The sequence below is a fragment of the Helicobacter vulpis genome (assembly GCF_003660395.1).
GTDB lineage: Bacteria > Campylobacterota > Campylobacteria > Campylobacterales > Helicobacteraceae > Helicobacter > Helicobacter vulpis.
In genome coordinates this window covers 1-13,347 of the sequence record NZ_QXQT01000029.1, presented here as the reverse complement: position 1 = coordinate 13,347, position 13,347 = coordinate 1, and the positions used below count along the sequence as shown (strand labels likewise).

Annotated in this window: 13 protein-coding genes; 5 read left to right on the top strand and 8 right to left on the bottom strand. The window is 48.8% G+C overall.

What is annotated here, in order from left to right:
- The 4 genes from EAO38_RS09435 to EAO38_RS07790 form a co-directional block, all read left to right on the top strand.
- Window positions 1-2,136 (top strand): methyl-accepting chemotaxis protein (locus tag EAO38_RS09435; protein ID WP_328588095.1); only part of this gene is annotated, 2,136 nt, incomplete at its 5' end.
- Between the two features lie 13 nt (window positions 2,137-2,149).
- Complete coding sequence (locus tag EAO38_RS07800) at window positions 2,150-4,084, top strand: transglycosylase domain-containing protein (RefSeq protein WP_121022664.1); 1,935 nt, start codon at window positions 2,150-2,152, stop codon at window positions 4,082-4,084.
- Between the two features lie 187 nt (window positions 4,085-4,271).
- A complete protein-coding gene (locus tag EAO38_RS07795; RefSeq protein ID WP_121022658.1) occupies window positions 4,272-4,730 on the top strand; it encodes a hypothetical protein in 459 nt (152 codons plus the stop codon).
- Complete coding sequence (locus EAO38_RS07790) at window positions 4,666-5,274, top strand: FkbM family methyltransferase (protein ID WP_235852579.1); 609 nt, start codon at window positions 4,666-4,668, stop codon at window positions 5,272-5,274. Before EAO38_RS07795 ends, EAO38_RS07790 begins: the two co-directional genes overlap by 65 nt.
- Before the next feature lie 65 nt (window positions 5,275-5,339).
- On the opposite strand, the gene EAO38_RS07785 is transcribed toward EAO38_RS07790, so the two are convergent.
- Together EAO38_RS07785 and accB are read right to left on the bottom strand one after the other, a co-directional pair.
- Window positions 5,340-6,689: an acetyl-CoA carboxylase biotin carboxylase subunit gene (locus tag EAO38_RS07785; protein ID WP_121022654.1), complete on the bottom strand. Its 1,350-nt coding sequence runs from the start codon at window positions 6,687-6,689 to the stop codon at window positions 5,340-5,342.
- A 9-nt stretch (window positions 6,690-6,698) separates the two neighbouring features.
- Window positions 6,699-7,181, bottom strand: a complete 483-nt coding sequence (accB, locus tag EAO38_RS07780; RefSeq protein WP_121022652.1) for an acetyl-CoA carboxylase biotin carboxyl carrier protein — start codon at window positions 7,179-7,181, stop codon at window positions 6,699-6,701.
- Between the two features lie 77 nt (window positions 7,182-7,258).
- On the opposite strand from accB, the gene dcd reads away from it, so the two are divergent.
- Window positions 7,259-7,813 (top strand): dCTP deaminase, encoded by a 555-nt coding sequence (dcd, locus tag EAO38_RS07775; RefSeq protein WP_121022650.1) that lies wholly within the window; start codon window positions 7,259-7,261, stop codon window positions 7,811-7,813.
- Here the strand turns inward: dcd and EAO38_RS07770 are convergent.
- The 6 genes from EAO38_RS07770 to infB form a co-directional block, all read right to left on the bottom strand.
- On the bottom strand, window positions 7,721-8,401 hold the full coding sequence (locus tag EAO38_RS07770) for a hypothetical protein (RefSeq protein WP_235852578.1): 681 nt from the start codon (window positions 8,399-8,401) through the stop codon (window positions 7,721-7,723). The genes dcd and EAO38_RS07770 overlap by 93 nt on opposite strands.
- Window positions 8,401-9,534 (bottom strand): tetratricopeptide repeat protein, encoded by a 1,134-nt coding sequence (locus tag EAO38_RS07765; RefSeq protein ID WP_162982737.1) that lies wholly within the window; start codon window positions 9,532-9,534, stop codon window positions 8,401-8,403. Before EAO38_RS07765 ends, EAO38_RS07770 begins: the two co-directional genes overlap by 1 nt.
- Window positions 9,535-9,712: 178 nt before the next feature.
- Window positions 9,713-10,105: an SEL1-like repeat protein gene (locus tag EAO38_RS07760; RefSeq protein ID WP_235852580.1), complete on the bottom strand. Its 393-nt coding sequence runs from the start codon at window positions 10,103-10,105 to the stop codon at window positions 9,713-9,715.
- Between the two features lie 79 nt (window positions 10,106-10,184).
- Entirely contained in the window at window positions 10,185-10,634 is a 450-nt protein-coding gene (locus EAO38_RS07755; protein WP_235852577.1) for a ribosome maturation factor RimP, read from the bottom strand.
- Complete coding sequence (gene rbfA / locus EAO38_RS07750) at window positions 10,628-10,981, bottom strand: 30S ribosome-binding factor RbfA (RefSeq protein ID WP_104751705.1); 354 nt, start codon at window positions 10,979-10,981, stop codon at window positions 10,628-10,630. The genes EAO38_RS07755 and rbfA overlap by 7 nt, the downstream gene beginning before the upstream one ends.
- A partial coding sequence (gene infB / locus EAO38_RS07745) for a translation initiation factor IF-2 (protein WP_235852576.1) occupies window positions 10,981-13,347 on the bottom strand: 2,367 nt, incomplete at its 5' end. The genes infB and rbfA, both read right to left, overlap by 1 nt.

The following is a 13,347-nucleotide window of genomic DNA, read 5'->3' as shown; positions in this document are numbered from 1 at the left end:
TATCAGGGATTATCAGGGATTATCAGGGATTATCAGGGATTATCAGGGATTATCAGGGATTATCAGGGATTATCAGGGATTATCAGGGATTATCAGGGAGTCATCATGTTAAAACGTGCCAAAATTGGGGTTAAAATGTCCTTGGCGGTGTGTGGAGTGGTGATCGTTTCTGTGGGGATTTTGGGGTGGTTGATTGGATTGAAAGTCCAAACAGCCATTAAGGATCGCGCGATCGCCCAGCTGACAGAGGGTACAGGGGAGGTCGCTGCGCGCATGCAACGCGTGGTGGGGCGCATGCTCAACGGGTTTGAGGACTTTTCTAAAGTCCTAGCCAATGTTAACCCCACCCAACAAGAAGAAAAGCTCAAACACATCCGGAAATTTTTCTTTGTGGACGCGCCAAGCGTCAAGCGCGTCAAGATTCGCTACGCTAGCGCGCCCCGGATCACAGAGGTTTTTTACAGACAGGACACCACATTTGCCACCCCCACACAAGAAGATTTGCAGGACCCCGTTATCGATCGCGTGAACGCGGATCACAACGTGCATAAAAGTTCTGTTTTTTTTGAAACGATCGGGGATAAAAAGTACTTTGGATTTGAGTTTGCCTTGCCTCTGTTCAAGGGGAATAAGATGGTTGGCGTAGTCAGCGCGTTTTTTGATGCCAGCACCTTACTGAGCTTGTCTTTTAGAAAGAATCAAGACACTTTTATGTTACAACAAAATGGTTTGGTGCTGACCTCAGGCAACCCAAAAATGGACCCCAAAGTGCAAGGGCGTTTTTTGGTAGATGTCAATACCAGCCCCAGCGCGCGCGCATTGCAAGACTTTGTGCGTAGCAACAAATCAGGGCCGCTAGATTACCACACTGTGAGTACCGATGAAGATGGAATCTTAGTGGTAACCCCCTTTAAAATGTGTGTCAATGTCAAAAGCGATAGTGGAGATTTTAAATGGGTGGTGGCGCGCTACATCGCCAAAAGCAATATTGCTAGGACCACCCATGAGATCTACACGATCATTTTCATCGCCTCAATTCTCATTGTAGTCCTCATCACCGGGATCACCTTGCTCTTGATGCGCTATCTCATCGCCCAGCCCATCGCCACGCTGTCAAACACCCTGCATGCCTTTTTTGATCTCCTCAGCCAGCAAAACACCACAGAGGTTGCTATCATGCCCGTCAAGCATTATGACGAAATTGGGATCATGCAACACTCTATCAATGAGAATATTCTCAAAATCCAAGAGCGCATCAAAATGGATTCAGCCTGTATGCGCGATGTTTCCTTAGTGGTTCAAGAGATCAAACAAGGCAATTTCAGTCAAGAGATCGCCGCCACGCCCGCTAGCCAAGACCTCGTCCAGCTCAAGCAATTCTTCAACGAGATGATCGCCTTTTTACAACAGCGCATCGGTTTGCATATCCAAAATATCAACCAAGCCTTTGCGCGCTACCAAGCCCTAGATTTCTCTCAGGGCATCCCTAATCCTTCTGGAGAGATGGAGCGCACTTTAGACACACTGGGTACAGAGATTAAAGAGATGTTGCAAACTTCTTTGCGTTTTGCCAACGCGCTAGGCGAAGAATCCAAACACCTTAAAGGGTGTGTGGACAATTTAAAAGAGAGCGCGAGCCAACAAAGCCAGAGCTTAAATGTAACCTCGCAATCCATTGCCAATATTCTGAGCGCGATCCAAGATGTCAGTGTGCAAAGTGAAGCGATGATCGCCCAAGGTCAGGACATCAAAAACATCGTAGAGATCATTAAGGACATCGCCGATCAAACCAATTTGCTTGCCCTCAATGCCGCCATTGAGGCCGCGCGCGCGGGCGAACATGGCAGAGGTTTTGCAGTGGTGGCCGATGAAGTGCGCAAGTTAGCCGAACGCACCCAAAAGTCTTTGGGCGAAATTGAGAGCAATATCAATGTGCTGGCCCAAAGTATCAGCGACACCACTCAATCCATCAAAGCCCAAGCCCAGCATGTAGAAAGTATCAATGGCGCCCTAGAAGCCTTCAAAGCGGACACAGAACATAATTTGAAAATCGCAAACACTTCCCTAGAGGTAGGGCATCGCATCGATCAAATTTCCTCAGACATTCTTCAAGATGCCAATACAAAAAAGTTTTAGGAGTCTTATGCAAATCCTAAAAAAAATTCTGTGGGTGCTCTTCATCTTGCCCGTGTTGATTGGAGGGGTTGTAGGGGGAGGTTATATTTTATTTTTATGGGGCGAGGCGGGCACAGAAGTACAAAAGATTGTACACTACAAACCCGCGCTGGCTACTAAGATTTTAGACACCAAGGGGCGTTTGATCGCCAATCTCTATGAAAATGAATTCCGCATTTACGCCCCCTTTAGCGAGATCCCTCCTAAGATGATTGAGGCTTTACTGGCCGTTGAAGACACCTTGTTTTTTGAACACAATGGGATCAATTTGGATGCGATCATGCGCGCCTTTTTAAAGAATTTGCGCCATCAAAAATACAGCGAGGGGGGGAGCACACTCACCCAACAGCTGGTCAAAAACATGCTCCTCACGCGTGAAAAGACTTTGGATCGCAAGATCAAAGAAATCGTACTTGCCTTGAAATTAGAGCAAAAGATCAGCAAGGAAGCGATCTTAGAGCGTTATTTGAATCAGACATTCTTTGGGCATGGGTTTTATGGGGTGAAAACCGCCTCTTTGGGCTATTTTAAAAAGCCTCTCAAGGCGCTCACGCTCAAAGAAATCGCCATGCTCATGGCTCTCCCGCGCGCCCCTTCCTTTTATGACCCCACCAAGCATCTAGATTTTTCGCTCACGCGCGCCAATAGCATCATCCGCCGTTTGTTTAATTTGGGTTGGATCACCAGTACGGAAATGCAAAGCGCGTTGGCTCAAGTGCCCCATGTCTATCGCACCACCACAACCCAAAATGTCGCCCCCTATGTGGTGGATGAAGTGGTGCGCACCTTGGGCTTTTTACCGGATTTGAAAACCGGGGGCTACACCATCAAACTCTTCATTGACCTAGATTATCAAAATCTCGCCCGCGAGGCGTTGGTGCGCGGTTATGAAAGCGCGTTGGAGCGTTTGCACGAAAATCACGACAGCACTTTAAATGGGGCAATCGTGGTTACAGACACCCATACCGGGCATATCCTAGCGATGGTAGGGGGGGTGGACTACACCAAAAGCGCGTTTAACCGCAGCACGCAGGCCAAACGCCAATTTGGCAGCGCGATCAAGCCCTTTATTTATCAAATTGCCTTTGAACATGGGCTTTCTAGCGCGTCCTTGATCCCCGATGTGGCGCGCACCTTCACCACAGGTGGCTCTAGAAGCTGGCGGCCCAAGAATTACAACCGCAAGTTCTCCGGTCTCATCACGTTGAAAAAAGCCCTGGTTAACTCCATCAACCTAGCCACGATCAACCTAGTGGACACGGTGGGTTTTGACACCATCTATGAGGGCCTGCAGGGTTTTGGTTTTTCTAACTTACCCAAGAACATGTCCATCTCTTTGGGAAGTTTTGGAATTTCTCCCTTAGAGGCGAGCATGCAATATTCTTTATTTTCTAATTACGGGACGCTTTTAGAACCTACCCTTATTTCTGATGTGATCGATTCCCAAGGACAGGCTAAACTCCTACAAGCAACCCCCCCCAAGCCCATTTTAACCCCTGCACAGGCGTGGCTCACTCTCTCTATCTTAAAAGAGGTGGTAGAACGGGGCACGGGCGCGCGCGCGCGGGTGCCAGGCATGGAAGTGGCGGGCAAGACGGGCACTTCTAATAATTATGTAGACGGGTGGTTTTGTGGCTTTAGCCCCAATTTACAAGCCATTGTGTGGTTTGGGCGCGATGATAATAGCAGTATCGGGCGTGGCATGGCTGGAGGGATAGTTGCCGCACCCGTCTTTGCAGATTTCATGCGCCATGCCCTACAGATTAACCCCGCGCTCAAGCGCCATTTTTCCATCCCCCAAGGGGTGATTGTCCAAAAGATCAATGGAGAGCTCTATTACTCCACCCAGAACGTACCTCTGCAAGACGATTTAGAGCAAGACGACAGCACCCAGCCCCTCTTGTTCTGATGTTACCCTCCCCCCTCTTTTAAAACCCTTTTAGAGCAAAAAAGCGCCTACCAAGCCTTTAAAAGGCATTGCAACCCAAGAACCAAATACAAACAATTTAAGACAATGGCATGCAAAACATGATAGAATTTTTGAGTACGGACAGTGGGGGGGTTGTTAGGAAAAGTGAGGCAATGGAAAGGTGTTTATGGCTAGTGGATTTGATCGCCCGCTTGGGTGGGTGAAACGCAAACTAAAAGGTCCCTTCGAGCGGGTACAACACAAACTGCTAGGTGATATAGAAAACCAGTTGCGGCGTGTGAATAGCCAACTGGAGAGGGTGGATGTGGTTAATATCATCAAAGATTGCGTGAGCAACAAAGAGCATAGGGAGTTGCTCTATGCGCTTGTACAACTTGGTGCACAAGTGGTTGTGGATTCTCGCAAGAGTTGCGTAGATGCGGTGGATGCTTACTTAAATCGCATACGTCCAGTGGCATTGAGCAATCTTATCCGCGTAGGGGGTGCGCTTGATGGGGGGTATGTGATGTACCCCCCCCCCCCAACAGCCCAATGTGCAACCAAAGGCTATCTCTTTAGGGGTGGGCGGTTATTCTCCATGGGATTTAGAAATGGCGCGCATGGGCTATTTGGTCCTCCAGTATGATGCTAGTGTTGATCAAAGCCCCGATCTACATCAAAATATCATTTTTCATAAAAAGTTTGTTGGGACACAGAATGACCAACAGACGATCACTCTCGAACAAATTATGCAGGATTACCACTTTGATCCCAGCGCGCATAATATCTTGCAGGTTGATATTGAGGGCACGGAGTGGGATATTTTTGAAAAGCTTGATTTACCTACCCTTGAAAAGTATTTCGCGCAGATTATCGTGGAGTTTCATGAGTGTGATCCACGCGCCGCATCACAATTACACAGGCACCTAGCAGTCTTAGAAAAACTCCATCAGGCGTTCCAACCTATTCATGCGCACTGCCATGCATGCGCTTTTGGGCCTATTCACTACGTAAAAGACAGGTTTTTTACAAACAATATTGAGGTGAGCTATGCCAGAAGGGATTTACTGCCAGAAGGCACTGTGTTGCGCGACATCTGCGGTGATATTGCCGGACTCGATTATCCAACCATGTTTCCAGGCGATCTAAAAAGTACGCTGTTTCCAAGTATCCCTATCTATTTCACGTAAGATTTTGTAGCAGGCGGGCACTCATCTAGCAGGTTCTGCACAAAGAGGAATCCCCACCTGCATTGCTAGCCTTGTTGCTCCAAATACTTGGTGTGGATTTTGTTCTGCCTAAAATCTGGATTATCCAACATCGCTAGATGGAAAGGAATGGTTGTCTTGATCCCCTCTATGTTGAATTCCTTCAAGGCGCGTTTCATCTTTACGATCGCTTGATCGCGTGTGGGGGCATGTACGATGAGCTTGCCAATCATCGAATCGTAGAAGGGAGGTACCACATAGCCCGCATAGGCATGGGTATCTAAGCGCACTCCTAAGCCCCCCGGGGCAATCCAAGAGGTGATCTTGCCTGCGCTAGGATAAAAATTTTTGGGATCTTCAGCCGTGATTCGACACTCGATAGAATGCCCTTGACATGTGATTTTTTCTTGCGGGGGTAGGGCTTCCCCTTGGGCAATGCGAATCATCCATTCAATGAAATTTAATCCGCTCACCATTTCGCTAATGGTGTGTTCCACTTGTAAACGGGTATTCATCTCCATGAAGTAGAAGTCTTCCCCATTGCTATCTAGCAAAAATTCGAAAGTCCCTGCGCCCACATAGGCGATGTGCTTGGCTGCTCTAATGGCAGTCTCTAGCAAGCGCGCGCGCGTGCTCTCGCTCAAGACCACCGCTGGAGTTTCTTCGATCAACTTTTGTTGGCGGCGTTGGGTGGAACAATCCCTCTCGCCCACGTGCACCACATTACCATGTTTATCTGCAAAAATCTGCACCTCAATGTGTTTAGGATTTTGAATAAATTTCTCAATGTAAACACTTCCATCCCCAAAGGCGCTCAAAGCTTCCGTTTCAGCAGCTAAGTAGAGATTCTTAAGCAAACTAGGGTCATGCACCACGCGCATACCCCGCCCCCCACCCCCATTAGCTGCCTTAATGATAATGGGAAAGCCAATTTTCTTAGCCACGCGTAAGGCTTCTTCATAGCCACGCAAAATCCCCTCACTCCCTTCAATCACGGGTACACCCGCCTCTTTCATCACCGCTTTGGCTTTGGATTTATCGCTCATTAGGGCCATTACCTGCGCGCTGGGCCCAATGAACTCCAAACCATGGTGGCTACAAATTTCTACAAAATTTTGGTTTTCGCTCAAAAAACCATAACCCGGAAAAATCGCGTCCGCTTCGAACAGTTCGGCCGCGCTAATGATGGCTGGGATATTCAAATAGCTTTGGGAGGATTTCTCGCCTCCAATACATACCTTTGCGCTGGCGGTGTCAAGATAGTGGGTGTCCTTGTCTGCGCTAGAGTAGATCGCAATAGATTGCTTGCCTAATAACTCAATGGTTTGAATCGCTCTAAGGGCGATCTCACCCCGATTGGCGATCAAGATGCGTTGCAAATGTTTTTTCTCTGGCATGGGAGACTCTTAGAGTTTTTCAATCCGGACTAGCTGCGTGCCATATTCCACCGCGCTAGCGTCTTCTACTTCCACAGAAAGGATTCGACAGTCGCATTCTGCTTCGATCTCGTTCATGATTTTCATCGCTTCTACAATCCCGATGGTCTGCCCTTTTTTAATGGTGTCTCCTGGGTTGACATAGGGGCTAGCTCCGGGGGCTGGGCAACGATAAAAAGTACCCACCATGGGGGAGAGAATATAGTCTTGCTTGGTGTTGTCGCACACTCCAGATGTCCCTGTGGTGGGGCTGAGCGCGCAGGCACTAGCGGTGGGAGATTGGAGTAGAGGAGTGGGGAGGGGTGGTTGCACTGGGGGAGTTTCTAGGGGGATGGGGGCTTTTTTACTCCCCTTATCTAGAATGAGTTCAAGATTTTCGATCTTGAGCTTCATGTAATGCACGCCACTTTGATCAAAACAAGACACGAGGGACTGGATATCGCTAATATTCATAGGCATCGTCTTTAGATTGGAATGGCTGAGACCAGCTGTAGTATAATAACATGATTTCGCACTAAGTAAGGATGGACATGGGCTTGAAAGAAGACACTTGGATCGCACGCATGAGTTTGCAACACCAAATGATCACCCCCTTTTGCGACAAACAAGTCTCTCAGGGCATTATTAGCTACGGATTGAGTAGCTATGGTTATGATATTCGCGTAGGCGAAGAGTTTTGGTTATTCCAAGCGGGGGGGGTGGTCGATCCTAAAAATTTTGATCCGCACTTGGTGCAGAAGGTGCACACTAAGGAGTCTGTACTCATCCCCCCTAACGCTTTTGCGCTGGCGCATAGTGTCGAACACATCAAAATGCCTAAAGATGTGTTGGCTATCTGTTTGGGTAAAAGCACCTACGCGCGCTGTGGAATCATCGTCAATGTTACTCCCTTTGAACCCGAATTTGAGGGGCATATCACCATTGAAATTTCCAACACCACCTCCTTACCCGCTAAAGTCTATGCCAATGAGGGGATCGCCCAAGTGATCTTCTTACAAGCAGATGCTATTTGTGCGCGCTCCTATAAAGACAAGCAAGGCAAATACCAACACCAACGCGGGATCACTCTGCCCAAAATTGGGTAGCTCCTGCTCTTGAAGCACGCTTTTAAAATCTAAAAGCTTGGGGGGGTAGCAAGGGGGCCTTTGATCAGGACCCCTTGCTTGATCGTAAAAAAGAAAATGAACTTTATAACTCTCTTGGATATGGTGTTTTTTATCCCTTGGAATGTGTGTGATAGCAAGTTCAATCGGGGGAAGTTTTAGGGGCGTGTGGGGCTTGACTTGGAAGGCTAGAAATAAGGGGCGGTTGTGCTGGTGGTCCCACCCCCCGCGCCATCTGGGCAGAGTCGTTTGGCTTTTAAGCAGACGATCGCCCACCTGCACTTCAAAGGAGCTTAGATAATAAGTACCCGGCTCTAGCATGCGCGTGGTGGGTTTAGCTGTTCTGAAGGTGTCGCGCCAAAGCAAAAAAAACCAAGGATTGCTCCCTAGCACCAACATTTTAGAATTTTTATCCCCCAGTCTGCGCCAATAGGTCTTGACCGCGCTTCCTTGATAAGCGATCTCAAAGCGCACTGGGCTAGCCAATTTAGAGGGTGGGCGTGCGCATGCCCCAAGCAAAAAACCCAAGACTCCCACCCCCATCACGCGCCAAAGCACTAAAACCCCCATCATTTGCTCTTAAGACCAACACAGGCTTTTTGATAGCCCATCTGACAGGCTTTTTTAACGTATTGCAAAGCCTTTTTAAGGTTTTTGGGAACGCCCAAGGCGTTTTTATACATGATCGCCAAGCGGTGGTAGGCAGGGGCATTCCCCATATCAGCAGCCCTTTGGTAGTATTCAAAAGCTTTTTTATAATCTTTAGGGACCCCTAGCCCCTTGTAGTACAAATCTCCTAAGCCATCATAGGCGTTAGCACTCCCCAAGCGCGCAGCTCTTTGGTAATACTCTAAGGCCTTGGCATAATCCTTAGCCACCCCCCAGCCCTCTTCATAAGCCACCCCTAAATCATTAAGTGCCTCTGCATTCCCCGCGTTAGCGCTTTTTTTATAATATTCAAAGGCTTTCTTATAATCTCTAGCAACACCTGAGCCCTTGCGATACAAATCCCCCAAAAACCCATAAGCTTCAGAAACCCCCATGCTGGCGGCTTTTTTATAATACCCTATAGCTTGTTGGTAATTTTTAGCCACCCCCTTACCCTCCTCATACGCCACCCCAATATTGAGATAACCTGTTGCGGCCCCCATACTAGCGGCTTTTCTGTAATACTCTAAGGCCTTGGCATAATCCTTAGCCACCCCCTTGCCCACATAGTACATAACTCCTAAATTGCTATAAGCCTGCGCGTATCCCATGCTAGCGCTCTTTTTGTAATACTCCATAGACTTTTGATAATTCCGTGTAATCCCCCCGCCACCCTCATAAATCACCCCTACATTATTATAAGCAGCAGGAAGCCCTAAATCGGCTGCTCTTTGAGAGTATTCTAGGGCTTTATGGTAATCTCTAGAAACCCCCTCTCCGTAGAGATACATCAACCCTAAATTGTAAAAGGCCTTAGCATTCCCCAAACTGGCCGCTTTTTTATAATACTCTAGGGCCTTGGCCTCATCTTTATCCACCCTTTTGCCTCTATGATACATATTGCCTCTATGGTACATATTGCCCATGTCAAAATAGGTTTCAGAATCTTCTAGACTCATGGCTTTAAAATTTTTGGGAGTGATGGCTTGCGTGCTGGATAGACAGCACAGACCCACAAGCACCGCCTTAAACGTGTCCTTAGCTAATTTCTTCATGCCATCTTCTCCCTTTTGACCCATTATAACTAAAAACTAATCCAGCTTAGGGATGCTGGTTCCAACGTCTCTACCCAAGGCGCGCTAGGCCACGCTACCCCAAAAGTGTCTTTAGCAATACTTAAGAAAAGCTAAACCCTGGAGTTCCAATACAACCAACCATGCTTGAGATTCCATGTCAGTCAAAGTCTGACTCCGCGCGCTTGGCCATTCTCTCCACGGCTGCGCAATGCTGCTCTCCTCTCATAATACAAGCCCTTTTAAGGCGCATGAGGGCTCTGGCGTAGGCTTGAAAGTATTGGATGGATTTTTCATAATCTTGGGGGACACCCAAACCGTTTTGATACATGCGCCCCAAGTTATAGTAGGCAGCACCATCCCCCGTTTGCGCTGCTTTTTGAAAGTATCGCAGGGCATGGGCGTAGTCTTTGTCCTTATAAGCCTCTTTAGCTTTGTTGTAATATGCAGAAGTGTAAGCAGAGGTGTCATATACAGACAGAGACGAATCTGCTTCTATTTTCTGCTCCCCTTTTTTCTGCCCCCCCTTAAAGAAGTACAAACCCCCCCACACCAAGACCCCCCTAAAACACCCCCCCCAACACCCACCAAAACCGCCGATCACTCTTGCCCAAGGCAACCCCGCATTCTTACTATTTAACTTTCTCAAACTCAAACACGCTTTTAGCTTTTTTGATTTGGGCAAAGGGTACATGTTTGATCTCTTCTTCTAGTCTAAAGACAATGACATCCCCTTGCACCTCCTGCACCACGCCCTTAAAGCGTTGGTTATCTAAAGTGCGTACCTCCACCAAATCCCCAATAGAGAGCGCAAAATGCCTCAACTTGCTCAAAGCGCGCTCCAAGCCCATAGAGCTCACCTCTAGGGTGTAGGCACCGGGCATGTTGGCATGCACATCTAACAAGGGCGAAATGAGCAAACTAGCTTCTTGGCATGTGTCTAGGGTTGTGGGACCTTTTAGGGCTTTAATGCTAATGCGCAAAATATCGCGCTGGTTTTCTTTCAATAAAGCGACATCATAAAGCGCGCAATCCATACTCTGTAGGGTGTTTTCTAAGAGGGGTTCTAAATGCTCTAGCACTTGGACTCCTTGGCAATCGTTGCAAAGAGACTCTCTAGGCGCGCCTCTTGTTCTAAGGATTCATCAAGATGAAAGCTCAATTGGGGACATTTAAACCACCCGCTCACCTGTAAGACATGCGCTCTGAGTAAAGGCGTGGCTTTTTTTAGAGCTTTGAAAATAGCGCTTCTTTCTTGTGCATCCAAAAAACGCCCATCTAGGTAAATGTGGGCGTGGTACTTGCCCTTAGAACAATGCGCGCGCGTGAGCGTGAGCGCGTGCAATCTAGGATCGCCTAGCGCGCTCAAGGCTTCTTGCAGATACTCTAACAAACCCGCATCAAGGCGTTTGGCATGGATATTCTCCATCAGAGCACCCTAGCCTGCTGGACTTCTTTAAAGCTTTCAAAGACATCGCCCACGCGCACATCGTTATAACGCTCCAGCATGATCCCGCATTCATAGCCCTTAGAAACTTCGTTGGCATCGTCTTTAAAGCGTTTGAGAGAAATGATCTTACCCACATGCACCACCACGCCCTCTCTAATGAGGCGCACCTTGATCCCCTTGTTGATCACCCCATCAACCACCATGCACCCAGCAATCGTGCCCACTTTGGGGATCACAAAGGTTTCGCGCACTTGGGCTTGCCCGGTGTCTTCTTCGTGAATGAGCGGGCTCATCAACCCGCCCACTAGGGCTTTCATGTCATCTAAGAGCGCGTAGATCACGCTATAGGTTTTGATCTCCACGCGCAATTCTTTGGCGCGCGTGCGCACAATGCCGGTGGGGCGGATATTAAAGCCCAACACGAGCGCGTGCGCGTTATTGGCGACCAAGCTAAGATCGTTCTCGCTAATCCCTCCCACTCCCGCGCCAATGATTTGCACGCTCACCTCTTCGTTATTCAAGCCCAACAAGCTATGCTTGATCGCCTCCAAAGAGCCCTGTGTGTCCGCCTTGAGCACCACGGGGATTTGGGTGAGTTCTTTAGTGGCGACCATAGAGGCGAGCTCGTCAATATGCACCTTTGTACTCTTGCTCAAGGCTTTTTGGCGTAGGTAAGTCGCCTTCTTGTGCGCTAAGGAGCGCGCGGTGTTTTCATTCTCCACGGCGATCAAAGTTGAACCTGCCATGGGCACTTCGCTTAAGCCCGTGATGAGCGCTACACAAGAGGGTTTGAGCTCCTTAACACTGCTGCCTTGATCATCTGTCATCGTCCTAATCTTGCCAAAGGCAATATCTGCCACCACCGCATCGCCCACTTTGAGCGTGCCTTGTTGCACGATCACGGTGGCGACCGCACCCCGTCCCTTTTCTACACTCCCCTCTAACACCACCGCGCGCGCGCTCCCCTTTTCAGGGGCTCTAAGCTCCATGATCTCTGCTTGGATCAAAATGGTTTCTAAGAGGGTGTCAATGCCCTGCCCCGTCTTAGCCGAAATGGGGATAAATTCAAACTCCCCGCCCCAATCGCGCGGGCTAAAACCCAACTCGGCGCATTCGGCTTTGAGTTTGTCCACATTGGCGTTTTCTTTATCAATCTTGTTCATCGCCACAATGATCTGCACACCGGCATCCTTAGCCTGCTTGAGCGCTTCAATGGTTTGGGGTTTGACCCCATCATCAGCAGCGATCACAATGATGGCGATGTCGGTTACCTTCGCCCCGCGTTCGCGCATCTGTCTGAAGGCTTCATGCCCGGGGGTGTCAATAAAAGAGATCCACCTGCCATCTTTTTGCACCATGTAAGCCCCGATGTGCTGGGTGATCCCACCTGCTTCGCTCACAGCCACGCGCTGGTTACGAATCTTATCCAATAAAGAAGTCTTGCCATGGTCTACATGCCCCATGATTGTAACCACCGGGGGGCGCTCGCTCAATGTTTCTGTGCTGCTGGTTTCTTCTTCTTCGGGGATGAAAACCTGTGCGCTCTCAATCTGCACCTCTAGCTTAAACTCTTCGGCTAAAATCTCAATCGCATCGCGGTCTAAAAAGTCGTTTTTAGTAACCATCATGCCCAAATTAAAGAGGGTCTTGATCACATCTGCCAAGTTGAGATTTGCGCTTTGGGCAAATTCATAAACCCGCACTTCCTCAGAGATGGTGATGTTATTTTGCACGCTCTTTTGGGTGCTTTCAGGGCGATAAACCCGTCTCTTCTTGGTGGCGCGGCGAATCCCCCCTTCATTGACCCAGGGGGTTTTACGCTGGATTTTGACTTTATCGGTGATTGCCTTAGGGGGGGTTTCTTCTTTGATCTCCAAATCTTGAGCATGGAAATCAAAGAGCATGATTTCATCTTGTTCGTCTTCATAGAGATCGTTAAAATCGCGATTTTGTGAGAAATCCAACCTTTGGGCGCGACTCTTGGGGCTGGGTTTGGCAGCACTCTTGGGTTTAGAGGGTTTCTTAGCCTTTTTCTCACCCGATTCCTTATGACTCATCATAGAGGCTAGAGCCGCCCTAGCCAAAGCCGCCTCTTCTTGATCGGTGCGCTTGACAATGCGGATTCCGCGTGTTCTTCTAGAGAGCGCATTGGGTTCTTTGGGCGCAACGGGGGGCTCTGTAGGGGCAACTAGGCTTTCTTGTTGGGGCGTAGGGTTTGGAGCGGGGGGCGGGGGCGTGGGTTCTACTTTAGCAGGGACACTCTTGGGGATATTTGGGGACACTTTAGCCACCTGCTCTGGCCTAGCCGGGCTAGGCTTTGGGGGAGGTGGGGGAGGCGTGGGTTT

Excerpts from the sequence above, each read along its gene's own strand:
- EAO38_RS07785 (WP_121022654.1), bottom strand. The coding sequence starts at position 6,689 with ATGCCAGAGAAAAAACATTTGCAACGCATCTTGATCGCCAATCGGGGT.
- dcd (WP_121022650.1), top strand. The coding sequence starts at position 7,259 with ATGGGCTTGAAAGAAGACACTTGGATCGCACGCATGAGTTTGCAACAC.
- EAO38_RS07770 (WP_235852578.1), bottom strand. The coding sequence starts at position 8,401 with ATGGGGGTTTTAGTGCTTTGGCGCGTGATGGGGGTGGGAGTCTTGGGT.
- accB (WP_121022652.1), bottom strand. The coding sequence starts at position 7,181 with ATGAATATTAGCGATATCCAGTCCCTCGTGTCTTGTTTTGATCAAAGT.
- EAO38_RS07765 (WP_162982737.1), bottom strand. The coding sequence starts at position 9,534 with ATGAAGAAATTAGCTAAGGACACGTTTAAGGCGGTGCTTGTGGGTCTG.
- EAO38_RS07795 (WP_121022658.1), top strand. The coding sequence starts at position 4,272 with ATGGCTAGTGGATTTGATCGCCCGCTTGGGTGGGTGAAACGCAAACTA.
- rbfA (WP_104751705.1), bottom strand. The coding sequence starts at position 10,981 with ATGGAGAATATCCATGCCAAACGCCTTGATGCGGGTTTGTTAGAGTAT.